This is a genomic window from Micromonospora sp. CA-249363 (assembly GCF_050950185.1).
GTDB lineage: Bacteria > Actinomycetota > Actinomycetes > Mycobacteriales > Micromonosporaceae > Micromonospora.
This window is the reverse complement of sequence record NZ_CP192020.1, coordinates 6,408,172-6,432,181: the sequence shown is the minus strand read 5'-3', so window position 1 is coordinate 6,432,181 and position 24,010 is coordinate 6,408,172. Positions and strand designations below refer to the sequence as shown.

The following is a 24,010-nucleotide window of genomic DNA, read 5'->3' as shown; positions in this document are numbered from 1 at the left end:
ACCGGTCGTTAGGCTGCTCGATCGTGGACGCCAGCAGAATCGCCAGCCCGGTCACCGGGGCCGTCGGACGTTTCCTCCTCGGGGTGCGGCTGCTCCTGCGCGGGCTGGGCCTCTACGTGCGCAGCCCGAAGCTGATGCTGCTCGGTATCGTGCCCGCGCTGATCTCCGGCGTGCTCTTCGTGGCCGCGTACGCCACCCTCGTCTACTTCGTGGACGACCTCGCCGCCCTGGTCACTCCGTTCGCCGACGACTGGTCGAGCACCGGCCGCAGCCTGGTCCGGGTGATCGCCGGGTTGGCCTTCCTCGGGATCGGCGGCCTGCTCGCGGTGATCAGCTTCACGGCGGTCACCCTGGTCATCGGCGACCCGTTCTACGAGAAGATCTCCGAGAAGGTGGAGGAGCGGCTTGGCGGCACCCCGGACGCCGTGGACGTGCCGTTCTGGTCGTCGCTGCGCCGCAGCACCGCCGACTCGGTACGACTGGTGGCCCTCACCGCGCTGGTCGGCATCCCCCTCTTCCTCGCCGGCTTCATCCCGGTGGTCGGCCAGACGGTCGTACCGGTGATCGGGGCGGCCGTGGGCGGCTGGTTCCTCGCCGTCGAGCTGGTCGGAGCGCCGTTCTACCGGCGTGGCATGCGGCTGCCGCAGCGCCGGACGATCCTCAAGGCGGACCGGCCCACCGCGCTCGGCTTCGGAGTGGCGGTCTTCCTGTGCTTCCTCATCCCACTCGGCGCCGTGCTGGTCATGCCGGCCGCCGTCGCCGGCGCGACCCTGCTGGCCCGCCGGTCGTTGGGCCAGTCGATCGAGGAGGGCTGACGTGGAGATCACCCTGATCCAGGGCGACATCACCGAACAGCGGGTCGACGCCATCGTGAACGCCGCGAACTCGTCCCTGCTCGGCGGCGGTGGCGTGGACGGCGCGATCCACCGACGCGGCGGGCCGGCCATCCTCGCCGACTGCCGGGCGCTGCGCGCCTCCCGGTACGGCAGAGGGCTGCCCACCGGGCAGGCGGTGGCGACCACGGCCGGGAACCTGCCGGCCCGCTGGGTCATCCACACGGTCGGCCCGGTCTTCTCGGCCACCGAGGACCGGTCCGGGCTGCTGCGCGACTGCTACGCCAACAGCCTGCGGGTGGCCGACGAGCTGGGCGCGTCCACGGTCGCGTTCCCGCTGATCTCCGCCGGCATCTACGGCTGGCCGGTCGACGACGCGGTTCGGCAGGCGCTGACGGTGCTCCGCGCGGCCACGCCCGCAACGGTCACGGAGGCCCGCCTGGTGCTCTTCGGGTCGGACACCCACGCCACAGCCCGCGAGGTCTTCGAGGCGGCGTGAGCCGTTTTTCCGGCTCTCGGCTTGATCACTTGATGCTGACCAGTTCGAAATCGCTTCTGGCAACTGGTCACCATCAAGTGATCACCCGTAGACGCCGCGCGCCGCCGCGAAGTCGACGAACAGCAGCTCGGCGTGCATCGCGAAGGCCACCACAAATGCTGGGTCATCGTCGGCTGCGAACTACGCCCTTGATCGACATCTGGACCAACGCGCACGATGGAGGCGTCCAACGGGTCCACGGGCTGTGCGCCGGGGCCACAAGTCCCACCTCTTGGAGGGGTAGGCATGCAATTCGCACTCATCGGCATGGCCGTTGCGGCGCAGAATCCGACCGAGAGCGCCGCCTGGTTCGCCGATCACTTCTCCTTCAAGGTTGGCATCGACCTGGGTTGGTACGTCAACACGCAGCACCCGGACCACCCCAGCCTGAGTCTGGACTTCGTCCAGCGCGATCACGAGTCCTGGCCGGAAGCGACGCGTGGCAAGGAGATCGCCGGCACCCTGCTGGCTTTCCTCGTGGAAGACGTCGAGGCCGAGTACGCCCGGCTGACAGCGGCCGGGCTCTCGGTGGTCATGCCCTTGGTGACCGAGCCGTGGGGGCAGCGCCGATTCCAGGTGGCGGGTCCGGACGGGCTGCTGGTTGAGGTCCTGCAGAGGGTCGCCCCGGACCCACGCTGGCTGGCGGAGAACGGGTTGGCGGGATGAGTGACGTGATGACCGGTGCGTTCGTGATCGAGGTGCGCTCGGACGAAAGGCTGCGCTACTACGAGCTCGCGCCCATCCCACATCACTCCGTCAGAAGCTCTTAGTCGACGTGGTGGCTCAGAGGGCGGCGGTCTTCACCGATGGTGTGGCGGCGTGGGATGGGCAACGTGCCTTGATCACTTGATGCTGACCAGTTGGAAATCGCCTCTGGGAACTGGTCACCATCAAGTGATCAACGCGAGCCAGTCGGGACCGCGTCATTCCACAGGGACTCGAAGTGCTCCACGTAGCGATCGAACGGGCCACCCGCCTCGCGGCGCCGGAGGTGCATGGTCACCGAATCCTGCCCGAGGCCTGCGCCGATGTGGGTGGCTACGATCGCCTCGTCGTCGAAGATCCAGACAGACATGGCGGCGTGCGTACATGCCGACCAGTTCGCGGTCTGAACCGACTTTGATCGCGCGACGGGCTACTTCTGGCCATAACACCTCTACATCCTTGCCCAACACGCCAGCAGCGCGCATCCGGGAGCGGGGATGAGGTATGCGGCCCCTGCTGATCCATCACTCAACGGTCTTTGCGTCCACATCGCACTTTGTGGCGAGGTCGGCAACGGTCATGCCCGCCGACCTCAGTGCGATCCCGAGGACGTCGTTTCGCGTCATCGCAAGGGGATCCTGGAATGGACGCGCCCACGCAGCGACAGCTAGTCAGGTGAGGTCGGCCAGGCAGGTCCACTGCGACGCCACCGGGCGGTAGCCCAGCCGGGCGTTGATGGCCAGCATCGGCGCGTTCGACTCGTCGTTCGACGTGTACGCGATCCGTACGCCGTTCGCCGCGGCCTGGTTCAGGGCCGCCGTCTTGGCGAGCCGGGCCAGCCCTCGTCCCCGGTACGCCGGCACCGAGCAGGTGTAATCGGACCACATCCGCTCACCGTCCCGCTTGACCAGGCTGAACGCGGCCACGTCGCCGTCGACTTCGGCGGCGGTGCTGGCGAACTTGTCGAGGCCGAGGTTGTCCCAGACGTCGTACCGCCAGCTCTCGAAGGTGACCGCGTCGACGGGCACGTCGCCGGGTTCGTCGACGGCCGAGGCGACGTCGGCCGCGTAGAGCAGGTGCGGGTCCAGCTCGGCGATCGGGCGCAGTCGTACGCCCGCAGGCGGCTCAGACAGCGCGGGCGGCGGGTTCAGGTCCAGCGCGGAGTAGCGCACCTCGCGGCTGGGCGTGAAGCCGTGCCGGCTGGCGAAGGGCAGCGAGTCGGGCGTGGCCATGGTGCGGACGCGGCGAACCCCGAGAGGGCGGAGGTGGTCGGTCGCGGCGGTCAGCAGTGCCGTGCCGATGCCTCGACGACGGTGGTCGGGGTGGACGTGCAGCGTGTTGACGTCGCCGAAGCCCTGCACCGAGGTCGAGGTGTTGGGCTCGGCGGACGTCCAGCCGACCACCTGGCCGTCGACCTCGGCCACGAGCGCGATCCAGCCGTCGACCGGCGGCGGATCGGTGATCATTTTTCGGGTCGACTCGACTCCGCGCACCAGGTACGGGTGGACGATGGCCCGGAGCGCCACCACGTCGGCGGCGTCGTCGGGCTGAGCTGGGCGGATACGCATGTCAGGCCCCCGTCCGTACGGCGGCGACGGCCTCGACCTCGACGAGCTGATCGGAGTAGCCGAGCACGGCCACGCCCAGCAGAGTGCTGGGCGGATCGTGGTCGCCGAAGAAGTCCCGGACCACCTCCCAGACGGTCACCAGGTCCGCCTGCCGCGACGATGCCACGTACACGGTGGTCTTGACGACGTCGGTGAGCCGCGCGCCGGCCGCGCCGAGAGCGGTCTCCAGGTTCGCCATCACCTGCCGGGCCTGCGCGGCGTGGTCGCCCGGCGCGACGGTACGACCCTCGGTGTCGAGCGGGCACGCGCCGGCGGCGAACACCAGCCGGGCGGGCGGTTCGACGGTGGCCGCGTAGGCGTACTCGGCTACGTCGGAGAGAGCGGGCACGTGCAGCAGCGCGACAGGATCCGGCATGCCGGCGAGGCTAACGACGATCGCGCACGGCGGCGACGCATTAACGCGTCGGGTAGCAACTTCAGGGTTGTTGCTGCCTCCCGACGCCGGGAAGCAGCAACAACACCGAAGTTGCGCGGATCATGAAGCGAAACCGGTCACGCCGACGCGCGGATGATCAGCTCGGTGTCGAGCATGACCGCCGATTCGATCGCCTCGCCGGCCGCCAGCCGGAGCAGTTGTCGGGTCATCCGTCGGCCCAGTTCCACGATCGGCTGCCGGACGGTGGTCAGCGGCGGTTCGGTGTAGGCGGCGGTCTCGATGTCGTCGAAGCCGACCACCGCCACGTCCTCGGGCACCCGCCGGCCGGCCTCGCGCAGCGTCCGCAGGGCGGCGTGCGCCATCAGGTCGGAGGCGGCGAACACCCCGTCCAGGTCGGGGTGCTCGGTGAGGAGTTGGTGCATCGCCGCCGCGCCGGACTCCCGGGTGAAGTCGCCGACGGCGACCAGCTCGGGTAGTCCGGCGGCGGTGACCGCATCCCGGTAGCCGTTGAGCCGCTCGATGCCGGCCACCATGTCCTGTGGGCCGGCGATGGTGGCGATCCGGCGGCGACCGGTGTCGATCATGTGCCGGACGGCGGCGGTGACCCCGCCGACGTGGTCGACGTCGACGTACGGCACGGGTACGTCGCCGAGCGGCCGGCCGCTGACCACGACGGGGATACCGAGGCGGGCCAGCGTGCCGGGCAGCGGGTCGGCGCCGTGCAGCGAGGCGAAGAGCACCCCGTCGACGTGCCGGCCGGTCGTGTACCGCTCGACCCGCTGGTGCCCGGCCGGTGAGCCGGCCAGCATGAGCACCAACTGCTTGTCGGCGGCCTCCAACTCCTGGCTGACGCCCCGGATGATGCCGGGGAAGACCTGGTCGTCGGAGAAGACCCGGGTGGCCGCCTCCGGCATGACCAGGGCGATCGAGTCGGTGCGCTGGGTGACGAGGCTGCGGGCGGCGAGGTTGGGCACGTACCCCAGCTCGGCGACCGCCCGCTTGACGGCCTCCCGGATCGGCTCGGCGACGGTGGTGGAGCCGTTGACCACCCGGGAGACGGTGGCTCTGGACACCCCGGCCCGTGCCGCCACCGCCTCCAACGTCGGCCGGTGCGCCGTCGTCATCGTGACTGTCCCCCGCTCGTCACAGCCCGTTCCGGGAGATCACCTCCTGGTACCACCGGGCGCTGGCCTTCGGTGTGCGCCGCTGGGTCAGGTAGTCGACGTGCACGATCCCGAACCGCTTGCGGTAACCCTCCGCCCACTCGAAGTTGTCCAACAATGACCATACGAGATACCCGCGCAGATCAACGCCCCGGGAGATCGCCTCGTGGGCGGCCCGCAGGTGCCCGTCGAGGTAGGCGATCCGGTCGTTGTCGATCACCTGTCCCAGCCCGTCGGACGACTCGGCGCCCGCCTTGTCGGGGAACGCCGCGCCGTTCTCGGTGATCAGCAGCGGCACACCGGGATAGTCGGCGGCGATCCGTTCCAACAGCCGCGTCAGCCCGGCCGGCTCGATCATCCAGCCCATGTCGGTGAGCGGTCCGCTCGGCGGCAGGAAGTGCACGGCGCCCTCGGTGCCCGGGTACGCCTCGTTGCCGTCGCCGTCGGGCCGCCCCGCGACGTAGGTGGGCGCGTAGTAGTTGAGCCCGAGTAGGTCGATCGGGGCGGCGATCAGTTTCTCGTCGCCGTCGTGGATGAACGTCGGCTCGACGATGCGCGCCACGTGCTCGCGTACGTCGTCGGGGTAGCCGCCGGCCAGCATCGGGTCCAGGAAGATCCGGTTGTGCAGGCCGTCCACCAGCCGGACGGCGGCGGCGTCGGCCGCGCTCTGCGGGTCGGCCGGTCGTACATCTGCCGGGTTGATGGTGATGCCGACGCTGCGCGCGCCGGCCGCGCGCAGCGCCCGCGCGGCCAGGCCGTGCGCCAACAGCAGATGGTGTACGGCGGTGAAGGCGGCCGCCCCGTCCCGCTCACCCGGGGCGTGCACACCGTTGCCGTACCCGAGGTAGGCCGAGCACCACGGCTCGTTGAGGGTGGTCCAGGTGTCGATCCGGTCGCCGAGGCGGGCGTGGACGGCGGTGGCGTACGTGGCGAAGTGCTCGGCGGTCTCCCGGTTGGTCCAGCCGCCCCGGTCCTGGAGGCTCTGCGGCAGGTCCCAGTGGTAGAGGGTGACGATCGGGTCGATGCCCCGGGCGAGCAGGGTGTCGGTGAGCCGGTCGTAGAAGTCGAGCCCGCGCGGGTTGACCGGGCCGCTGCCGTCGGGCTGGATCCGGGGCCAGGCGACCGAGAACCGGTACGACCTCAGGCCCAGCTCGGCCATCAACGCCACGTCGTCGGCGTACCGGTGGTAGTGGTCGCAGGCGACGTCGCCGGTGTGGCCCTGGTAGACCTTTCCCGGCGTACGACAGAAGGTGTCCCAGATGGACGGACCGCGACCGTCGTCGCGGGCCGCGCCCTCGATCTGGTACGCGGCGGTGGCCGCTCCCCAGAGGAAGTGTTCGGGAAATCGGATCTCGTTCACGCCTTGACCGCACCTTCCATGATCCCGCCGATGATCTGGCGACCGAACAGCACGAAGACCAGCAACAGGGGCAGCGTCGCGATGGCCGTGCCGGTGAACACCTGTGACATGTCCTGGTAGTACCCGTCGGACAGCGCCCGCAGGGAGAGCTGAACGGTCGGATTGGCCGGGTCGTTCAACACAGCGTACGGCCACAGGAAGTCGTTCCAGGTGGTCATGAACGTGAGCAGACCGAGCACGGCGGCGGCCGGACGCAGCGCCGGCAGCACGACGTGCCACCAGATGCGCGCGGTGCCGCAGCCGTCCATCCGGGCGGCCTCGATCAGCTCGTCGCTGATGGCCTGGCCGGCGTACTGCCGCATCATGAACACCCCGAACCCGGTGACCAGCACGGGAACGATCACCGCGGGCAGCCGGTCGTTCCACTGCAACTTCGTCATGAGTAGGTAGAGCGGGATCACGCCGAGCTGCGTCGGCACCATCATCGTCGCGATGATCACCAACAGCAGCGCGTTGCGCCCCCGGAAGCGCAGCTTTGCGAAGGCGAAACCGGCCAGGCTGGAGAAGAAGACCACCGAGACGGTGACCGTGGTCGCCACGATCACGGAGTTAATCAGGCCGGTCAGGAAGTAGGCGTCGGTGTTGTCGAACAGCCGGGAGATGTTCGCGCCCAGGTTGTTGCCCGGCGTGATCGGGGGCGGCAGTTGGCCCATGGCGTCGCTGGTGCGGCTGGCGACGACGAACATCCACCAGATCGGGAAGATCGACAGGACGGCGGCGCCGACCAGGGCGAAGTAGGTGAGCGGGCTGGCCCGCCAGAGCCGGCTCATCGGGTTCCCTTCCTGCCGGTGCCGGCTGAGCGGCTTCTGCCGGTGCCGGATGAGCGGCTTTTGCCGATGCCGGCTGTGCCGCCGAGGCGGCGCAGGACCAGCACGTTGACGGCCGCGACGAGGGCGATGAGCGCGAACAGCAGCCACGCCACCGCCGAGCCGTACCCGAAGTTGTAGTGCGGCGCGAAGGCGTTCTCGAACATGTACATGGTCAGGGTCTGCGACTCGCGCAGCGGTCCGCCGCGAATCGGGTTGGTGCCGGAGTGGAACATCCGGGGCTCGGTGAAGAGCTGAAGGCCGCCGATGGTGGCGATGATCGTGCAGAAGATGATCGTCGGTTTGAGCAGCGGCACGGTGACCGACCAGAACTGTCGGGCCCGGCTCGCGCCGTCGATCGCCGCCGCCTCGTACAGGTCGCGGGGGATGGCCTGCATCGCGGCCAGGAGGATCAGGGCGTTGTAGCCGGTCCACCGCCAGTCGACCATGGCGGAGATCGCCACCCAGGAGGCGACCCGGTTGGACTTCCACTCGATCGCGTCCAGACCCACCAGGTCGAGCAGCCAGTTGACCATGCCGAAGTCACGGCCGAAGAGCACCCCGAAGACGATCGCCACGGCGGCCGTGGAGGTGACGTTGGGGACGAGCACCGCCATCCGCCAGCCCGTACGCCCGCGCAGCCCTCGGTTCAGCAGGTTGGCCAACCAGAGCGCGGCGAGCAACTGCGGCACGGTCGAGATGACGAAGATGCCGAGCGTGTTGACCAGCGCGTGCCAGAAGTCCACGTCGGCGAGCAGCCGGGTGTAGTTCTCCGCGCCCACGAACGGGTGGTCGGTGCCGAGCAGGTCCCAGTCGTGCAGCGAAACCCAGAAGGTGTACGCCAGCGGGTAGACCCCGAACACCGCGAAGAGCAGGAAGAACGGGGCGATGTACAGGTACGGCGAGTAGCGGGTGTCGAGGCGGCTGAGCCGACCCGACGATGGTCGGCGGGGTCCGGCCGCCGGTGCGACCGGTGGGCGGGCGTCGAGCTGGACGGTCATGCCCGGAGACTCCTTTCCGTCGTACGGGCGGGAACCGGGGTCCGGCACCCGCCCGTACGCTGGCTCGGGCTACTTGGCGGCGGCCTTCTTCGCGTTGGTCACCGCGTCCGTCCAGCCCTGCGCGGGGCTGCGCTGGCCCAGCTCCACGGTCCGTACGGCGTTCTCCACCTCGGTGCGCACGGCCTGGTTCTTGGGGCCCATGTAGACCGGCTTCAGGCTCTTCGCTCCGGTGCCGAAGATGTTCCCGACGGGCGCGCCGGAGAAGTACTCGTTGGTCGACTGGGCGATGGCCGGGTCGTCGAGCGCCTGCGGGGACGACGGCAGCGGCCCCTTGGCCTTGAACGCGCCGATCTGGCCCTTGGCGCTGGTCAGGAACTTGGCCAGCTCGATCGCCTGGGCCTGGTGCTTGCTCTGCTTCGGTACGGCGAGGTGCGACCCGCCCCAGTTGCCGCCGTTGCCGGGCACCCGGGCGATGTCCCACTTGCCCTTGGCGGCCGGGCCGGCGTTGCCCTCGATGACCCCGGTCATCCACGCGGGGCAGGCGATGGTGGCGAACTTCGTCTGCTTGAAGGCGGAAACCCACTCCTCGGACCACGAGCCGTACCTGCCGGAGAGGCCCGAGTCGATGATGTCCATCGTGGTGTCCCAGGCCTGTCGTACGGCCGGGTTGCTGTCGACCACGACGTTGCCGCTGGTGTCGTAGTAGCTGTAGCCGGTGCTGTTGCCGGCGGTCTGCAACAGGATCGTGTTGAACGTGTTGGTGGCCGCGTCGAGGAAGGACGCCCCGGTCTTGGCCGCGACGAACTTCTCCCCGGTGGCGATGTAGTCCTGCCACGTGGGCCAGAGCTTGGACACCTCGTCCCGCTCGGTGGGCAGGCCGGCCTTTTCGAAGAGGTCCTTGCGATAGCACATGGCGATGCCGCCGACGTCGGTGCCGAGGCCGATGAGCTGCTTGCCGTCGGCGGTCAGGCCGGCGTTCCACTTCCACTCCAGGAAGTTGCCCTTGAGATCGGCGGCGCCGTGGTCGAGCAGGTTGACGAAGTTGTTGGGATTCGCCTTGTACTCGACGAGCAGGCCCTCCTCGATGGCCACGATGTCGCCGGCGCCCCGGCCGGCGGCGAGCCACTGGGTCAGCTTCGGTGAGTACTCGTCGAGGTTGCTGCCGGTGCCCCGCTCGACGATCTTCACGTCGGGGTGGGCGGCCATGTACTCCTGGTAGAGCTGGTCGTAGCCGAACTGGCCGAAGACGTCGACGGTCAGCGTGATCGGCCCGCCCGAGTCGGCGTCGTCACCGCCGCCGCAGCCGGCGGTGACGAGCAGGGCGGTCGTTGCGGCGAGGGCCACCGCGGCGAGGCGGCGGCGCGGAAGGACAGCCATCGTATGGACCTCTCTCAGGGTGATGAGGTGGTGGTAGAAGGCCAAGAGAGCGCTCTCACGCCAGGGTGGTGTCTGTCCTGGCGCCCTGTCAAGAGAGCGCTCTCACGAATCTGTGCATCGATGAGCGACGAGGGCGTCACCCCAACCGGGGTGACGCCCTCGTAGACGTGCGGTGGCGTGAGATCAGCCGGTGCGCAGACCGTCCAGCAGCGCGCGGTCGCCCGTGACGTCGAGCGTCTCGAAGCTGACCCGGCCCCAGAGGGCCAGCAACAGGTCGCTCGCGGTGCCGCTGACCTGCACACGAGCATGGTGGTCGTCGTGGTCGAAGATGGTCGCCGTGTCGAGCAGCGCCACCCCCTCGCCGCGCAGCCGCAGATACCACTCCTGGTCCGCGTCAGTCGCGGCGAGCTGAACCACCCCGTGCCAGTCGCCCTTCACCTGCCGCCGGCCGGCCGGCAACCAGGTGTCCAGCACCTCGCTCACCCCGTCGGCGGCGAGCTTCGCCTCGACCGGCTCACCGGCCGCGATGGCGAGTTGGGCGTCCCAGCGGTGCACCGCCGTCTCGTGCGCCATCCGGCGCGGCCAGAAACCGGCCTTCTTCGGCTGCGGGGCCCAGTTCCAGGCCGGCGCCTCCGGGTCGAGCCCGTCGAACAGGGTCATCAACTTGTCGTACCCCTGCTGCCAGAGCTGGAGCGCGCTCACGTCGGACGGCAGTGCGGACGCGTCCCGTCGGGGCGGCGCCTCCGTGCTCCCCGATCCGGCGAACGAATAAACCCAGTGGTAGAGGCCCGCGAGGTGCAGGGTGAGATCATTGACCGTCCAGCCGGGACAGGACAGCACGGGTGTCTCCGGCGGCGCCTCGGCAGCCGCCGCGGCGAACGCCGGACCCTCGGCCCGGAGTGCCCCAATCCAGAAATCCTTGCTGCCCTGCACTCTGCTCATCGCCATCCTCCCGGGGGTGCCGGGCCACCAGTAGGTGCCACGGCTGCCCATCAGCCTAAGGTGAAAGACGTGTCAGACGCCTACGCCCAGCCGACAACCGAAGCCGATCGTGCCATCCCGGGTCCACTGGCCGGCTACACCACGCTACGGATGGGCGGGCCCGCCGGGCGGATCGTGGCCGCGACCAGCGCCGACGAGATCATCCAGGCGGTGCGGGCCACTCACGAGCCGGTCCTCGTCCTGGCCGGCGGAAGCAACGTGGTCATCGGTGACGCCGGCTTCCCCGGGACGGTCGTGCTGGTGCGCTCGGGGGGCCTGCGGGTCCTCGCCGAGGACGCCGAGTCGGTCACCGTCCGTGTCGAGGCCGGCGAGCCGTGGGACGACCTGGTCGCCGCTACCGTCCGTAACGGCTGGGCCGGCCTGGAATGCCTCTCCGGCATCCCCGGCTCGACCGGCGCCACCCCGATCCAGAACGTCGGCGCGTACGGCCAGGAGGTCGCCGAGACGATCACCGGAGTCGAGGTGTACGACCGCCTCGACGGCACCCGCCAGAGCATCCCCGCCGCCGAGTGCGGATTCGCCTACCGGGGCAGCATCTTCAAGTACCAGGACCGCTGGATCGTGCTCTCGGTCGACTTCCGGCTCGCCCGCTCGCCGCTGTCCGGCCCGGTGCGTTACGCCGAACTGGCCCGGGCGCTCGGCGTCGAGGTCGGCGACCAGGTGCCGCTGGCCGACGCTCGGGCAGCGGTGCTGCGACTGCGCGCCGGCAAGGGCATGGTGCTCGACGCCGCCGACCCGGACACCCGCTCGGTCGGCTCCTTCTTCACCAATCCGGTCCTCGACCAGGCGACGTACGAGCTGCTCCGCGAGCGCACCGCCGAACTGGGTGAGCCGCCGGCCTGGCCCGGAGTGGACGGCCTGGTCAAGGTGAGCGCGGCCTGGCTGATCGACAAGGCGGGCTTCGCCAAGGGCCACCCCGGCCCCGGCGGCGTGGCCATCTCCGGCAAGCACACCCTCGCCCTGACCAACCGCAGCGGCACCGCCAGCACCGGCGATCTGCTGACGCTGGCCAACACCATCCGCGACGAGGTCCACGACCGCTTCGGCGTGACCCTGCACCCCGAACCAGTCCTGATCAACTGCACCCTCTAACCCCCCCGAGCCGGCCCCGCGCCCCCGTGCCCCCGCGCTACCGCCCCCCGCTCCCGTCGATCTTGCAGTTTCGGTGGCGACATAAGCGGCGTAAGGGTGCAAATCGTCAACCGAAAGTGCAAGATCGCGGGGGTTGGGCCGGCCAGGGGACCGTCAGTTCGCCCTGGCGCCAGCGTTTCGGGGTGGACAGCACGGGCCAGCCCTCAGCCTTGAGATGGGTCACCGCCCTCACCCAGCGTTGGCGGGGGCCGAACGTGGCGTACGGGGCGGCGGTCCGCCAGGCGTCCTCCAACGCCTGGATCAGGTCGTGGATCGCCTCGCCCGGAACGTTGCGGTGGATCAGCGCCTTCGGTAGCCGCTCGGCCAGCTCGGCGGGGCTGCCCAGCGTGGTGAGCTTCGCGGCCAGGGTGAGTGTCCGTGGGCCGTCCGCGTCGATGAGCAGCCAGCTCGCCAGACGCCCCAGCTCGTCACAGGTGCCCTCCACGAGCACCCCACCCGGGGCGAGCGCGACGGTCATCGTGCGCCAGGCGTCGTGCACGTCGCTCTCGTCGTACTGTCGCAGGACGTTGAACGCGCGGACCAGCACCGGCCGGAGCCCGGCCAGCTCGAAGCCACCCCGGGCGAAGGTCAGGCCGGGCGGGTCGGCGGCCGGCGTCGCGGCGGCCACCCGCGCCGGGTCGATCTCCAGCCCGACCAGGCGTACGTCCCGACGGACCCCCGCCGCCAGCCGGGCCCGCAGCTCCACGGCGGTGACCGGCGTCGCGCCGTACCCCAGGTCCACCACCAGCGGATCGGCCGCGGCCCGCAGCCGGTCGGCGCAGGTCTCCACGATCCAGTTGTCGACCCGGCGGAGGCGGTTCGGGTTGGTGGTGCCCCGGGTGACCACCCCGAGGGGTCGGCGTCGTGGCGCCCCGCTCATGCGTCCGGTCCCGAGTCCGTCCGGTCCCCGGGTCAGGAGACCCGGTGCACCTTGTGCTGTGCGGCCTGCGCGCGCGGCCGGACCACCAGCCGGTCGACGTTGACGTGCTCGGGGCGGGTGGCGCACCAGGCGATGCAGTCCGCGACGTCCTCGGCGACCAGCGGCCCGGGCACCCCGGCGTAGACGGCGGCGGCCCGCTCGGCGTCCCCGTCGAAGCGGACCAGACCGAACTCGTCGGTCTTCACCATCCCCGGGTCGATCTCGATGACCCGCAGCGGCCGGCCGCACAGCTCCAACCGCAGCGTGCCGGCGATGGCCGTCTGCGCGTGCTTCGCCGCCGTGTAGCCGCCGCCGCCCTCGTAGACGGTCAGCCCGGCCGTGGAGGAGACCACCACGATGGTCCCCGAGCCGGACGCCTCCAACGCCGGCAGCAGCGCCTGGGTCACCCGCAGCGTGCCGAGCACGTTCACGTCGTACATCCACTGCCAGTCGTCGAGCGAGCCGGACTCCACCGGGTCCAGGCCGCGCGCGCCGCCGGCGTTGTTGACCAGCAGGGTGACCGGCCCGGGGGCCTGCGCGGCGGCCTCGGCGAGCCCGGCCACCGACTCGTCCGAGGTGACGTCGCAGGTCACCGCGGTTGCCTGCCCACCCGCGGCGGTGATCTCGGCGACGAGATCGGCGAGACGGTCGGCGCGGCGGGCGGCGGCGAGTACGTGGAAGCCCTCGGCGGCGAGCCGGCGTGCGGTGGCCGCGCCGATCCCGCTGGACGCTCCGGTGACGATGGCGACAGAGGTCATCGGGTCATTGTCACCCGCGCCGTACGGCCGAATTCGACCGGGCTTCGGCCTGCGCCGGCGTCCGTCGGTGATGAGGTCCGTCACGCCGGGCGGCCGTGCCGACGCATTTCCGTAGCCCGATGGGGAAGATGACATCCGGCGTACAGGTTGACCGAGAAGCGCCGGTCGTGCGTGACGGCATCCCCCGTGACAGAAGGAGCGGACGTGGCGGAACTGCACACCGGTGTCGGTCGTCAGCGAGGTGCCCAACCGTGGCCCCGGCCCCGCCGCATCGCCACCCTCTCCGTACACACATCCCCACTGCACCAGCCCGGAACGGGCGACGCCGGGGGGATGAACGTCTACATCCTCGAAATCGCCCGGCGGCTCGCCGAGGCCGACGTCGAGGTGGAGATCTTCACCCGGGCCACCTCGGGTGACCTTCCTCCGGTGGTCGAGATGGCCCCCGGCGTGCAGGTGCGGCACATCATGTCCGGCCCGCTCGAGGGGCTGACCAAGGAGGAGCTGCCCGGCCAGCTCTGCGCCTTCACCGCCGGGGTGCTGCGTGCCGAGGCGTCCCGCCCGCCCGGGCACTACGACCTGATCCACTCCCACTACTGGCTTTCCGGCCAGGTCGGGTGGCTGGCCAAGGAGCGCTGGGGCGTGCCGCTCGTGCACACCGCGCACACCCTCGCGAAGGTCAAGAACGCCCAGCTCGCCGCCGACGACCGGCCGGAACCGAAGGCCCGGGTGATCGGCGAGGAGCAGGTGGTCGCCGAGGCGGACCAACTGGTCGCGAACACGCGGGTCGAGGCCCGCGACCTGGTCGAGCGGTACGACGCCGACCCGGCCCACGTCACGGTCGTGCAGCCGGGCGTCGACCTGGCCCGGTTCCGGCCCGCACCGGGCGACCGCCACCTGGCCGCCCGTGCCGCCCGCCGCCGGCTGGGGCTGCCGGTCGACGGGTACGTGGTGGCCTTCGTCGGCCGGATCCAACCACTGAAGGCGCCGGACGTGCTGATCCGCGCCGTCGCGGCGTTGCGCGAGCGTGACCCCGCCCTGGCCGACGAGGTGACCGTGGTGATCTGCGGCGGGCCCAGCGGCAGCGGCCTGGACCGGCCGACCGCCCTGATCGAGCTGGCCGCCACGCTGGGGGTCACCGACCGGGTCGTCTTCCTGCCGCCGCGCACCGGCGACGACCTGTCGGCCCTCTACCGGGCCGCCGACCTGGTCGCGGTGCCGTCGCACAACGAATCCTTCGGGCTCGTCGCGCTGGAGGCCCAGGCCTGCGGTACGCCGGTGCTGGCCGCCGCCGTCGGGGGCCTGGTGACCGCCGTACGGGACCACGTGAGCGGGGTGCTGATCGACGGGCACGACCCGGTGGACTGGGCCCGCGCGCTGGGTCGCCTGCTGCCGGACAGCGCCCTGCGGGCCACCCTGTCCCGGGGCGCCGCGCAGCACGCCCGGCACTTCTCCTGGGACCGTACGGTGTCGGGTCTGCTCGACGTCTACGGCGAGGCGATCGCCGCCCGCCGGGCCCGGCTCGCCGCTGACCTGGCCGGCGACGCCGCGCTCTCCTGCTCCTGGTGAGCCCGGGCGCTCGCCACCGGGTGCGGGCACCGGGTCGGTCGTAGAGTGGGTCCGATGAGCCCGAAGAGCGACCTCGCGACCCTCATCGAGTCGGTCTGTACCGAACGTGACCTGGCCTGGGAGTCGACCGGTCCCGGCTCGTACGCGGTGACCCTGCCGGGCACCCACAAGCTCAAGACGGTCTGCAACCTGATCGTCGGCGAGCACGCCCTGCGGATCGAGGCGTTCGTGATGCGCCAGCCCGACGAGCGCCGCGAGGAGCTGTGGGCGTGGCTGTTGCAGCGCAACGCCCGGATGTACGGCGTCTCCTTCTCCATCGACGCGGTCGGCGACATCTACCTGACCGGGCGGGTCAATCCGGCCGGCGTGGACGCCGACGAACTCGACCGGCTGCTCGGCTCGGTGCTCACCTACTCGGACGAGTCCTTCGACACGATGTTGGAGATCGGCTTCGGCAGTTCGATCCGGCGCGAGTACGAGTGGCGCGTCAAGCGCGGCGAGTCGACCGCCAACCTGGCTGCCTTCGCCCACCTCTTCGAGCCCTCCACCCCCACCTCACCCTGACCCCGCTCCTACCCTCCCCACCCCCCTCCTCTCCCCGCGATCTTGCAGTTTCTGTGGCGACTTATGGGGTCTATCCCCACAAAACGACCACCGAAAGTGCAAGATCGGCGCGGTTGGGGGCGGGGTTGCGCCGTGACTTGCCTGGAGGGTTCGGGGCGCTTCTGCGGGGTATGCCGCGGCGCGCGGTGCGGCACAGGGACCCCCGCGCGCCGAGGACGGAGTGTCGAGGAGCGGAGCGTCCCATGGCTCAGCGGAACAGCTCAGGTCGCGGCGGGACTGCGACCCGGACCAAACGACAGGCCGGCAACCAGACTCCGGGTACGCCGGGGATCTCGGAGTCGGCGATCTCGCAGATGCGGGTGGACGACATCCGCGGGCAACTGCGCAAGCGCGGGGTCTCCGGTATCTCCGCGATGCGCAAGCCCGACCTGGTGAAACAGTTGGTGCGCTCGCTGCGTTCGGACGCCGGGGGCGCGGGTCGGCGCAGCACCGGGCCGGCCGGCCGGGCATCCGGCAGCAGGGCGTCGGCGGGTCGGGCCGCCGCGACGAAGAAGTCGGCGGCGCGGGCGGTGCCGAGTCGCGCGAAGGCCGCGCCCGCGAACAAGAGCGCCCCGGCGAAGCGGGCCGCCGCGAAGAAGACAGCCGCCGCGAAGAGAGCCACCCCGGCGCGGAAGACGGCGGCTGCGAAGAAGACGACGACCGCGCGGACGTCGACGGCGGCCCGTAAGTCGGCCGCCGCGAAGAAGACGACGGCGGCGAAGTCGACGGCGACGAAGTCGACGGCTACGCGCCGGACCTCAACGACCGCTCGTACCGCTCCGGGGCGGAAGGCGCCCGCGAAGAAGGCGCCGGCCCGACCGGCCGCCAAGCGCGCGGCTCCGACCAAACGCGCCACGGCGAAGAGCGCGGCTCCGACCAAACGCGCCACGGCGAAGCGCGCGGCTCCGGCGAAGCGGGCGACGGCGAGCCGGTCGACGGGCACGGCGGCCGGTGGGATCCGGACCGGGCGGGGTAGCGGACGGTCGGTCCGCAGCTCGCAGGTGATCGCGTCGATCGCCGACCGGCCGGAGCGGCCCGGTCGGAGTCTGATCACCGCGAACCACGAGGTCATCCAGCGTTGGGCGCGGGCGCGGGGGGCGAAGCCGGCCACCATCGCGGGTACCGAGCGGGAGGGCCGGGCGGGTGTTCTGACCTTCAACATCCCCGGATACCGGGAAAGCAGCCGGATTCGTGAGATCACCTGGGATGAGTGGTTCCACACATTCGATCTGCGCCGGCTCAATTTGATCTACCAGGAGCAGATGCGCGACGGTCGGCAGAGCAACTTCTTCCGGACCGAGTCACCCGATCGTGAGGACGGGTGAGGTGTTTGCGGGAATGCTCGGCGGGTAGTCGGCTGTTGCCACAGACCGAGGCCAGAGCTGGGGATACTCGTCAGTTGTGACCGGCGAGACAGCCCATTCGGGTTGAATCCAGAATCCGGCCGAACTAGCTTTATTGGGCCGCGCCACGCTTGGAAACGTTCGGGGGAGCGGCGGATCGATCAGATCCGTGCACCAAGCGAGGTGCGAGGGGACGGGTGGATCAACCGTTGGGGGACGGTGCCCACCTGTTTGGACCGGCGGCGCGAGCGGGCGATGCTTACGGGGGTGAGTTTTGCCCGCCGCCGCCGGCCCCACCGGCGAGCGCCCACCAGTGACCTTCGGGTCGTGGTGGGCGCTTTGCCGTCGTCCGGTCAGCTTGTCGGGACCGGGTCTGCCGGCTCCCGGTCGACGGTCCGGCCCAGGGCGTCGACGTGCCGCTCGCGGGCCGGCCCGGCCAGCAGGTGGCCGAGGGCGGCCAGCAGGCCCAGTCCGCCCACGATCAGCCAGTGCCGGTCGCCGAGGTACTGCAGGCTCACCCCGCCCAGCACGGGCGCGACGAAGGCCGCGGCGGGGAACGTCAGATAGAAGACCGACTGGTACCGCGCGCGCAGGTCCGGCGGCGCGAGATCCGCGTTGATCTGCGCGTTGGGCGGGGCGGCGAGCATCGAGCCGACCGTCCAGACCACCGCCGCGCCCAGGTAGACGGCGAGGTCGTCGGCGACCGCGAGCACTCCGAAGCCGACCGCCAGCAGGGCGGTGGAGGCGGCCAGTACGACAGCCTTGCGGCGTCCGTCGATCAGGCGGGGCACGAACAGCTGCCCCAGCACGATCAGCGCGCCGCCGAGTGCCACGACCACGCCGTACGCCGAGGGTCCGAGGCCGTCCGCGCGCATCGCCAGCGGCATGATCGTCGAGGTCTGCAGGGTGAGGACGGCCAGCACGAAGGTGAGCCCGACGAAGACCAGGAAGATCCGGTCGGAGAGTACGGTGAGCAGTCCGGGCCGGCGGGGCCGGACGGCCGCCGGGTGGCCGGCCGGGACGGCCCGTCGCAGGGTCTCCGGGACCTTCCAGCCGATGACGGCGGCGGCCGTGAGCGTGGCACCCGCGTCGACCAGGAACAGCGCGGTGAAGCTCGCCTCGGCCACCAGCCCGGCGAGCAGCGAGGCGACCGCCATCCCGAGGTTCAACGCCCAGAACTCCAGGTTGAACGCGCGCGAGCGCCGGTCCGCGGGCACCACGTCGACGATCGCCGCCACGAACGCCGGGCCGGGCATGGAGTGCGCGACGCCGACCAGCGCGGCGAACACCGCGATCAGCAGCAGGGGCCGGCTGAAGGCCAGCGCCACCATCAGGGCGGCGGTGGCCAGGTGGGCGGCGAGCAGGGTTGACCGGCGGCCCCACCGGTCGGCCAGCACTCCACCGAAGAGCACGCCGGCCGCCCCACCGGCTCCGTACGCGCCGACGACGACGCCGGCCAGCGCTTCGCTGGCACCCCGGGCGTCGGTGAGGTAGAGCGACAGGAAGAGCATGGCGAACGCGCCCGCGCGATTGATCAGCAGACCTGCCCAGAGGTACCAGAAGGAGCCGGGAAGCCCGCCCGCGGTGTCGTGCCACCAGCGCCGCAGGGCGTGCATGCGACCTCCTGACAGTTCAGTTTCTTAACCGTTCCCGTGAACGGTAGTCGGGCCTTTGCGCGGTGGTCGTACCGGACTCAGGCCGTGACCTCGGCGGGCTGCGGCGAACGGGTGCGCACCGGCGCCGCGACCTCGGCGGCGTGCCGCAGGGCGATGGCGCGCCGCTCACGGGCAGGGCCGGACGCCAGGTGGGCCACCGCCGTCAGCACGCCGATCGCGGCGCAGCCGAGCCACAGCGCCGCGTTGCCGATGTGCTCCCGCACCAGACCGCCCAGGATGGGCGCGCTCGCGCCGGCGATCTGCCAGGAGAGGCCGAACACGCCCTGGTAGCGCCCGCGCAGTTCGGCCGGGGAGAGCTCGGCGATCAGCGTGGAGTTCGACGGCGAGTTCAACATCTCGCCGACCGTCCAGATCAACACCGTCAGCCCGTAGAACCAGGCGCTGCCCGCGAACGCGGTCAGCCCGAAGCCGACGCCCATCACCACGGCGGCGAGGGCCAGCACCTGCGAGCGGTTACGCCCTCGGATCAGCCGGGGCACGAAGAGCTGGCCGACGACGATGAGGAAACCGTTGAGGGCGATCACCGAGCCGTACGTGGCCGGGCTCAGACCGGAGTCGCCCATGGCGATCGGCAGCATCGAGATGTGCTGGAGGAAGACCAGCGCGGCGAACAGGTTCAGCGTCACGAAGCCGAGAAAGACCCGGTCGGTGAGGATCGTGCGCAGGGCGCCGCGCGGGGTGGTGGTCGCCGCGACGGGAAATCCGCCGTGGCGCGTCTCCGGCACCCGAACAAAGATGATCAGTGCGGTGATCAGCATCGTGCCCGCGTCGACCACGAACAGCAGCAGGTAGTCGGCCTGCGCGGCGAGGCCGGCGAGGATGGCGGCACAGGCGAAGCCGAGGTTGATGGCCCAGTAGTTGAGCGAGAAGGCGCGTAGGCGGTCCCTCGCCGGCACCACGTCGATCATCATGGCCCCGAACGCCGGCCGGGCGGCCTCGGCGAACATGCCGAGCAGCAGGGCGCCCAGCGCCACCGCCCAGAGGTCCCGGGCCAGCCCGAGGGCGAGCATCATGGTCGCCGCGCCGACATGCGCGGTGAGCAGCGTCGGCCGGCGACCCCACCGGTCCGCGAGGGCCCCGCCGGCGGTGGTGCCGACCGCGCCGCCGACGCCCCAGAGGCCGAGCACCAGGCCGGCCTGGGAGGGGGAGAAGCCACGTTCCTGGGTCAGGTAGATGGCAAGGAACACGAGAACGAACGAGCCGAGCCGGTTGATCAGGGTGCCGGACCACAGGTACCAGAAGGTCCTCGGCAGGCCTCCGGTGGTGTCCCGGAACCAGCTCTGCATCGTCCGCACGTCGCGCCCCCGCTTACAAGTAATGACCGATCTAACTACCGCGCCTTACGACCCTAGTGCTGGCCGGATTCGCAGGTCACTCGCTTTTTCACGTGGTGGTCGTCACGACGGGTGCCCGCGTGTCCGCGATCCGGTTGAGGCAGGATGATCCGCATGACTGCGAGCGAGGGGCCCACCGTCGGGACGCTGGTCCTGCTGCGGCACGGCGAGAGCGACTGGAACGCCAAGAACCTCTTCACCGGCTGGGTGGACGTCGACCTGACCGAGAAGGGCGAGGGCGAGGCACGACGCGGCGGCGAGCTGCTGCGCGAGCACAGCCTGCTGCCGGACGTCGTCCACACCAGCGTGATGCGCCGGGCGATCCGCACCGCCGAGCTGGCGCTCAACGCCGCCGACCGGCACTGGATCGCGGTGCGCCGGTCGTGGCGGCTCAACGAGCGGCACTACGGCGCCCTACAGGGCAAGAACAAGAAGCAGACCCTTGACGAGTACGGCGAGGAGCAGTTCATGCTCTGGCGGCGCTCGTACGACACCCCGCCGCCGCCCATCGCGGACGACGACGAGTGGTCGCAGGTCGGCGACCCGCGGTACGCGCTGCTGCCGACCGAGCTGATGCCGCGTACCGAGTGCCTCAAGGACGTCGTCGAGCGGATGCTCCCGTACTGGTACGACTCGATCGTGCCCGACATCCTGGCCGGCCGGACGGTGCTGGTGGCCGCGCACGGCAACTCGCTGCGCGCCCTGGTGAAGCACCTCGATCAGATCTCCGACGAGGCGATCGCCAAGCTGAACATCCCGACCGGTATCCCGCTGCGCTACGACCTCGACCCGCAGCTGCGCCCGCTCACCCTGGGCGGCACCTACCTCGACCCGACGGCAGCGAAGGAAGCCGCCGCCGCGGTCGCCAACCAGGGCCGCTGAGCACAGGAAAAGGGGCTCCCGCGCGCTGCGGGGGCCCCTTTTCGGGTACGTCAGCTGGCGGTCGGGCTGTTCTCTCCGGTGATCAGGTAGATCACGTGCTCGCCGGCGTTCACCGCGTGGTCGGCGAAACGCTCGTAGAAGCGGCCCAGCAGGGTGGCGTCGATCGCGGTCTCCACCCCGTACGGCCAGTCGTCGCCGAGGAGTACGGCGAACAGGCTCTTGTGCAGCTCGTCCATGGCGTCGTCGTCGCGGTCCAGCTCGGAGGCGAGGTCGACGTCGGGCTTCGCCAGCACGGAACCGATCTTCGCGGCCATCCGGTCGGCGATCTCGGACATCTCGGTGAAGACCGTCCGCAGCTCGGCCGGAACGGCCGGGGAGGGGTGCCGACGCAGCGCGGTCTTCGCCACGTGCTCGGCGAGGTCGCCCATCCGCTCCAGATCAGCCGCCACGTGCAGCGCGGTGATCATCGCCCGGAGGTCGGAGGCGACCGGCGCCTGTCGGGCGAGCAGGTCACAGACCCGCTCCTCGACGTGCCGGTAGAGGTCGTCGATCTCGGCGTCCCGCTCGATGACCGTCTCGGCGGCCTGCCGGTCGGCGGTGAGCAGGGCCCGGGTGGCCTGGCGCATGGCGGCGCGGATGCCCTCCGCCATGTCCACCAGCAGTTGGCTGACGATCTGAAGGTCGGCCCGGAACTCGTCGCGCATCATCACGTCCTGTGGTCGGTCGCCGCCGACGGGTGTCGGCGCAGGGGTTGAGCAGGTGCGACGCCAACGGTAGGGGGCGTTGACGGACCCCGGATGAACGACGGTGAACGACGCCAGACGTGGGGGTGAACACTTCTCGAAGTGAGGGTGGTTCGTCCCGTTCTGTGTGGTAGCCAGGTTAACAATGACCCTACGATCGCCGGGTGGAGTGGGCAGTGGCGGTCGTGGTGGCCGTGGCGTTGGCGGCCGGACTGGTCGCCGGTCTCCTGCTGCCCCGGTTCCTGCCGGCAGGCGGCCGCTCCACGTCGACGGGTAGCGCGAGCTCCCGCTGGAGCAGGGGGAGGCCCGCGATAGCCGACTTGCAGCAGGCCGGGCTCGGCCGTCGGACGATCGACTCGCTCCGGGCCGGCGTCGTGGTGCTGGACGACGACGACGTACCCGTCCTGATCAACCCGGCCGCCCGCGCCATGGGGCTCCTGCGCACCGGTACCACACCGGGTTCGATCGCCGCGCACCCGTTGATCCGTACCCTCGCGGGTCAGGTGCGGCGCACCGGCGTGCGGCGCGAGATCGAGCTGGATCTGCCCCGTGGCCGCGACAGCGCGGGCGAGAACCCGCTGGGCGTGCACCTGCGGGCCATGGGTCTCGGGAACGGCTTCATCGCCGTCGAGGCCGTCGACGTGACCGAGTCACACCGTCTGACCCGGGTCCGGCGCGACTTCGTGGCGAACGTCAGCCACGAGCTGAAGACCCCGATCGGGGCGCTGCAACTGCTCGCCGAGGCACTGCTGGACGCCACCGAGCCGGCCGACGCCGCGGCGCCCGACCTGTCCGAGGACCTGGTCGCCGCCCGTCGGTTCGCGGAGCGGATCCAGCACGAGTCCACCCGGCTGGGCCGGCTGGTGCAGGAGTTGCTGGAGCTGACCCGACTCCAGGGCGCCGAGCCGCAGCCGCCGCCGGAGCCGGTCGCGCTGGACTGGGTGATCGCCGAGGTGGTCGACCGCACCCGGACCACGGCCGCCGCCCGGGGCGTCGAGGTGACGGTCGACGGCGCGCGTGGCCTCACCGCCTACGGCAGCGACAGCCAGCTCGCCACGGCGGTGGCGAACCTGGTCGAGAACGCCATCAACTACTCCGGCGAGGACACCGCGGTGCGGGTCACCCTCCGGGGTGACGAGGAGCACGTCGAGATCGCCGTCGCCGACCAGGGCATCGGCATCGCCCCGACGGACGTGGAGCGGATCTTCGAGCGGTTCTACCGAGCGGACCAGGCCCGGTCCCGCGCCACCGGTGGCACCGGGCTCGGCCTGGCCATCGTGAAACACATCGCGAGCAACCATGGCGGTCGGGTGGAGGTGTCGAGCACTCTTGGTGGTGGGTCGACGTTCACCCTCCGGTTGCCCGCCAGCCCACCGGACGACCTACTGGCGACACTGCCGCCGGTTGGGATCGAGGCCGGTCCGGCCGAGCTACGGCAGGTCTGACAGCAATGGAAAGGAAATCCCCGTTGAGCCGCGTTCTGGTGGTCGAGGACGAGGAGTCGTTCTCCGACGCCCTGTCGTACATGCTCCGTAAGGAGGGTTTCGAGGTATCGGTCGCCGCGACCGGAACCGACGCCCTCACCGAGTTCGACCGGACCGGCGCCGACATCGTGCTGCTCGACCTCATGTTGCCCGAGATGTCGGGGACCGAGGTGTGCCGGCAGCTCCGGCAGCGGTCGGCCGTGCCGATCATCATGGTCACCGCGCGGGACAGCGAGATCGACAAGGTGGTCGGCCTGGAGATCGGTGCCGACGACTACGTCACCAAGCCGTACTCCCCCCGGGAGCTGGTCGCCCGAATCCGGGCGGTGCTGCGGCGGCAGAGCCCGGAGGTCGCCGAGGCGGGCGCCCCGACGCTGGCCGCCGGCCCGGTGCGGATGGACATCGAGCGGCATGTCGTGACGGTCGAGGGCGGGGCCGTGCAGCTGCCGCTCAAGGAGTTCGAGCTGCTGGAGCTGCTGCTCCGCAACGCGGGCCGGGTGTTGACCCGTGGCCAGCTCATCGACCGGGTCTGGGGCGCCGACTACGTCGGCGACACCAAGACGCTGGACGTGCACGTCAAGCGGCTGCGTTCCAAGATCGAGCCGGAGCCGTCGGCGCCGCGGTTCATCGTCACCGTCCGGGGCCTGGGTTACAAGTTCGAGCCGTGATCGGCCGACCCGAAGGGGGTCCACGCCCGGCGTGGACCCCCTTCGGGCTGT

The 24,010-nt window shown here is 70.8% G+C and carries 24 protein-coding genes; 10 read left to right on the top strand and 14 right to left on the bottom strand.

Annotation, left to right across the window (positions count from 1 at the left end):
- The first annotated feature begins 23 nt into the window (after positions 1-23).
- From ACQPZK_RS28865 to ACQPZK_RS28855, 3 genes are all read left to right on the top strand, one after another.
- Complete coding sequence (locus tag ACQPZK_RS28865; protein ID WP_433535909.1) at positions 24-815, top strand: EI24 domain-containing protein; 792 nt, start codon at positions 24-26, stop codon at positions 813-815.
- 1 nt (position 816) lies between these two features.
- On the top strand, positions 817-1,332 hold the full coding sequence (locus ACQPZK_RS28860) for an O-acetyl-ADP-ribose deacetylase (protein WP_433535908.1): 516 nt from the start codon (positions 817-819) through the stop codon (positions 1,330-1,332).
- A gap of 285 nt (positions 1,333-1,617) precedes the next feature.
- Positions 1,618-2,037 carry a VOC family protein gene (locus tag ACQPZK_RS28855; protein WP_433535907.1) on the top strand — a complete coding sequence of 140 codons (420 nt, stop codon included), beginning with the start codon at positions 1,618-1,620 and terminating at the stop codon, positions 2,035-2,037.
- 232 nt (positions 2,038-2,269) lie between these two features.
- Here the strand turns inward: ACQPZK_RS28855 and ACQPZK_RS28850 are convergent, their stop codons facing one another.
- From ACQPZK_RS28850 to ACQPZK_RS28810, 9 genes are all read right to left on the bottom strand, one after another.
- The gene (locus ACQPZK_RS28850; protein WP_433535906.1) at positions 2,270-2,446 is read right to left on the bottom strand and encodes a hypothetical protein; all 177 of its coding nucleotides are present in this window, start codon (positions 2,444-2,446) and stop codon (positions 2,270-2,272) included.
- A gap of 301 nt (positions 2,447-2,747) precedes the next feature.
- The gene (locus ACQPZK_RS28845; protein ID WP_433535905.1) at positions 2,748-3,644 is read right to left on the bottom strand and encodes an N-acetyltransferase family protein; all 897 of its coding nucleotides are present in this window, start codon (positions 3,642-3,644) and stop codon (positions 2,748-2,750) included.
- Between the two features lies 1 nt (position 3,645).
- Positions 3,646-4,059, bottom strand: a complete 414-nt coding sequence (locus ACQPZK_RS28840) for a RidA family protein (RefSeq protein ID WP_433535904.1) — start codon at positions 4,057-4,059, stop codon at positions 3,646-3,648.
- A gap of 137 nt (positions 4,060-4,196) precedes the next feature.
- A complete protein-coding gene (locus ACQPZK_RS28835) occupies positions 4,197-5,204 on the bottom strand; it encodes a LacI family DNA-binding transcriptional regulator (protein WP_433535903.1) in 1,008 nt (335 codons plus the stop codon).
- A gap of 19 nt (positions 5,205-5,223) precedes the next feature.
- Positions 5,224-6,603, bottom strand: coding sequence for a GH1 family beta-glucosidase (locus ACQPZK_RS28830; RefSeq protein ID WP_433535902.1), 1,380 nt, complete (start codon positions 6,601-6,603; stop codon positions 5,224-5,226).
- Positions 6,600-7,433: a carbohydrate ABC transporter permease gene (locus tag ACQPZK_RS28825; protein WP_433535901.1), complete on the bottom strand. Its 834-nt coding sequence runs from the start codon at positions 7,431-7,433 to the stop codon at positions 6,600-6,602. The genes ACQPZK_RS28830 and ACQPZK_RS28825 overlap by 4 nt, the downstream gene beginning before the upstream one ends.
- Complete coding sequence (locus ACQPZK_RS28820) at positions 7,430-8,470, bottom strand: carbohydrate ABC transporter permease (protein ID WP_433535900.1); 1,041 nt, start codon at positions 8,468-8,470, stop codon at positions 7,430-7,432. Before ACQPZK_RS28820 ends, ACQPZK_RS28825 begins: the two co-directional genes overlap by 4 nt.
- A gap of 69 nt (positions 8,471-8,539) precedes the next feature.
- Positions 8,540-9,847, bottom strand: coding sequence for an ABC transporter substrate-binding protein (locus ACQPZK_RS28815; RefSeq protein WP_433535899.1), 1,308 nt, complete (start codon positions 9,845-9,847; stop codon positions 8,540-8,542).
- 183 nt (positions 9,848-10,030) lie between these two features.
- Positions 10,031-10,789 (bottom strand): maleylpyruvate isomerase family mycothiol-dependent enzyme, encoded by a 759-nt coding sequence (locus ACQPZK_RS28810; protein ID WP_433535898.1) that lies wholly within the window; start codon positions 10,787-10,789, stop codon positions 10,031-10,033.
- A 150-nt stretch (positions 10,790-10,939) separates the two neighbouring features.
- Here ACQPZK_RS28810 and ACQPZK_RS28805 point away from each other — a divergent pair, with 150 nt between their 5' ends.
- Positions 10,940-11,941, top strand: a complete 1,002-nt coding sequence (locus ACQPZK_RS28805) for a UDP-N-acetylmuramate dehydrogenase (RefSeq protein ID WP_433539346.1) — start codon at positions 10,940-10,942, stop codon at positions 11,939-11,941.
- Between the two features lie 106 nt (positions 11,942-12,047).
- Here ACQPZK_RS28805 and ACQPZK_RS28800 read toward each other — a convergent pair whose 3' ends face one another.
- Together ACQPZK_RS28800 and ACQPZK_RS28795 are read right to left on the bottom strand one after the other, a co-directional pair.
- Complete coding sequence (locus ACQPZK_RS28800; protein WP_433535897.1) at positions 12,048-12,860, bottom strand: class I SAM-dependent methyltransferase; 813 nt, start codon at positions 12,858-12,860, stop codon at positions 12,048-12,050.
- A gap of 32 nt (positions 12,861-12,892) precedes the next feature.
- The gene (locus ACQPZK_RS28795; protein WP_433535896.1) at positions 12,893-13,657 is read right to left on the bottom strand and encodes an SDR family oxidoreductase; all 765 of its coding nucleotides are present in this window, start codon (positions 13,655-13,657) and stop codon (positions 12,893-12,895) included.
- Between the two features lie 204 nt (positions 13,658-13,861).
- Here ACQPZK_RS28795 and mshA point away from each other — a divergent pair, with 204 nt between their 5' ends.
- From mshA to ACQPZK_RS28780, 3 genes are all read left to right on the top strand, one after another.
- Positions 13,862-15,226, top strand: a complete 1,365-nt coding sequence (gene mshA, locus ACQPZK_RS28790; protein ID WP_433535895.1) for a D-inositol-3-phosphate glycosyltransferase — start codon at positions 13,862-13,864, stop codon at positions 15,224-15,226.
- Between the two features lie 54 nt (positions 15,227-15,280).
- A complete protein-coding gene (locus ACQPZK_RS28785; RefSeq protein ID WP_433535894.1) occupies positions 15,281-15,790 on the top strand; it encodes a YbjN domain-containing protein in 510 nt (169 codons plus the stop codon).
- A 569-nt stretch (positions 15,791-16,359) separates the two neighbouring features.
- Positions 16,360-17,154 carry a hypothetical protein gene (locus ACQPZK_RS28780; protein WP_433539345.1) on the top strand — a complete coding sequence of 265 codons (795 nt, stop codon included), beginning with the start codon at positions 16,360-16,362 and terminating at the stop codon, positions 17,152-17,154.
- 371 nt (positions 17,155-17,525) lie between these two features.
- Here ACQPZK_RS28780 and ACQPZK_RS28775 read toward each other — a convergent pair whose 3' ends face one another.
- On the bottom strand, positions 17,526-18,788 hold the full coding sequence (locus ACQPZK_RS28775; RefSeq protein WP_433535893.1) for an MFS transporter: 1,263 nt from the start codon (positions 18,786-18,788) through the stop codon (positions 17,526-17,528).
- Between the two features lie 77 nt (positions 18,789-18,865).
- Positions 18,866-20,143, bottom strand: coding sequence for an MDR family MFS transporter (locus ACQPZK_RS28770; protein ID WP_433535892.1), 1,278 nt, complete (start codon positions 20,141-20,143; stop codon positions 18,866-18,868).
- 153 nt (positions 20,144-20,296) lie between these two features.
- On the opposite strand from ACQPZK_RS28770, the gene ACQPZK_RS28765 reads away from it, so the two are divergent.
- On the top strand, positions 20,297-21,064 hold the full coding sequence (locus ACQPZK_RS28765; RefSeq protein ID WP_007465667.1) for a phosphoglyceromutase: 768 nt from the start codon (positions 20,297-20,299) through the stop codon (positions 21,062-21,064).
- A gap of 50 nt (positions 21,065-21,114) precedes the next feature.
- Here the strand turns inward: ACQPZK_RS28765 and phoU are convergent, their stop codons facing one another.
- Complete coding sequence (phoU, locus tag ACQPZK_RS28760; RefSeq protein ID WP_433535891.1) at positions 21,115-21,768, bottom strand: phosphate signaling complex protein PhoU; 654 nt, start codon at positions 21,766-21,768, stop codon at positions 21,115-21,117.
- 224 nt (positions 21,769-21,992) lie between these two features.
- On the opposite strand from phoU, the gene ACQPZK_RS28755 reads away from it, so the two are divergent.
- Both ACQPZK_RS28755 and ACQPZK_RS28750 read left to right on the top strand, forming a co-directional pair.
- Complete coding sequence (locus tag ACQPZK_RS28755) at positions 21,993-23,252, top strand: sensor histidine kinase (protein ID WP_433539344.1); 1,260 nt, start codon at positions 21,993-21,995, stop codon at positions 23,250-23,252.
- A 23-nt stretch (positions 23,253-23,275) separates the two neighbouring features.
- Entirely contained in the window at positions 23,276-23,959 is a 684-nt protein-coding gene (locus ACQPZK_RS28750; RefSeq protein ID WP_039906992.1) for a response regulator transcription factor, read from the top strand.
- The last annotated feature ends 51 nt before the right edge of the window (positions 23,960-24,010 follow it).

Bases quoted from the DNA above. Each gene is read 5' to 3' on its own strand.
- ACQPZK_RS28855 (WP_433535907.1), top strand. From the start codon at position 1,618: ATGCAATTCGCACTCATCGGCATGGCCGTTGCGGCGCAGAATCCGACC.
- ACQPZK_RS28850 (WP_433535906.1), bottom strand. From the start codon at position 2,446: ATGTCTGTCTGGATCTTCGACGACGAGGCGATCGTAGCCACCCACATC.
- ACQPZK_RS28845 (WP_433535905.1), bottom strand. From the start codon at position 3,644: ATGCGTATCCGCCCAGCTCAGCCCGACGACGCCGCCGACGTGGTGGCG.
- ACQPZK_RS28840 (WP_433535904.1), bottom strand. From the start codon at position 4,059: ATGCCGGATCCTGTCGCGCTGCTGCACGTGCCCGCTCTCTCCGACGTA.
- ACQPZK_RS28835 (WP_433535903.1), bottom strand. From the start codon at position 5,204: ATGACGACGGCGCACCGGCCGACGTTGGAGGCGGTGGCGGCACGGGCC.
- ACQPZK_RS28825 (WP_433535901.1), bottom strand. From the start codon at position 7,433: ATGAGCCGGCTCTGGCGGGCCAGCCCGCTCACCTACTTCGCCCTGGTC.
- ACQPZK_RS28820 (WP_433535900.1), bottom strand. From the start codon at position 8,470: ATGACCGTCCAGCTCGACGCCCGCCCACCGGTCGCACCGGCGGCCGGA.
- ACQPZK_RS28815 (WP_433535899.1), bottom strand. From the start codon at position 9,847: ATGGCTGTCCTTCCGCGCCGCCGCCTCGCCGCGGTGGCCCTCGCCGCA.
- ACQPZK_RS28810 (WP_433535898.1), bottom strand. From the start codon at position 10,789: ATGAGCAGAGTGCAGGGCAGCAAGGATTTCTGGATTGGGGCACTCCGG.
- ACQPZK_RS28805 (WP_433539346.1), top strand. From the start codon at position 10,940: ATGGGCGGGCCCGCCGGGCGGATCGTGGCCGCGACCAGCGCCGACGAG.
- ACQPZK_RS28800 (WP_433535897.1), bottom strand. From the start codon at position 12,860: ATGAGCGGGGCGCCACGACGCCGACCCCTCGGGGTGGTCACCCGGGGC.
- ACQPZK_RS28795 (WP_433535896.1), bottom strand. From the start codon at position 13,657: ATGACCTCTGTCGCCATCGTCACCGGAGCGTCCAGCGGGATCGGCGCG.
- ACQPZK_RS28785 (WP_433535894.1), top strand. From the start codon at position 15,281: ATGAGCCCGAAGAGCGACCTCGCGACCCTCATCGAGTCGGTCTGTACC.
- ACQPZK_RS28775 (WP_433535893.1), bottom strand. From the start codon at position 18,788: ATGCACGCCCTGCGGCGCTGGTGGCACGACACCGCGGGCGGGCTTCCC.
- ACQPZK_RS28765 (WP_007465667.1), top strand. From the start codon at position 20,297: ATGACTGCGAGCGAGGGGCCCACCGTCGGGACGCTGGTCCTGCTGCGG.
- phoU (WP_433535891.1), bottom strand. From the start codon at position 21,768: ATGCGCGACGAGTTCCGGGCCGACCTTCAGATCGTCAGCCAACTGCTG.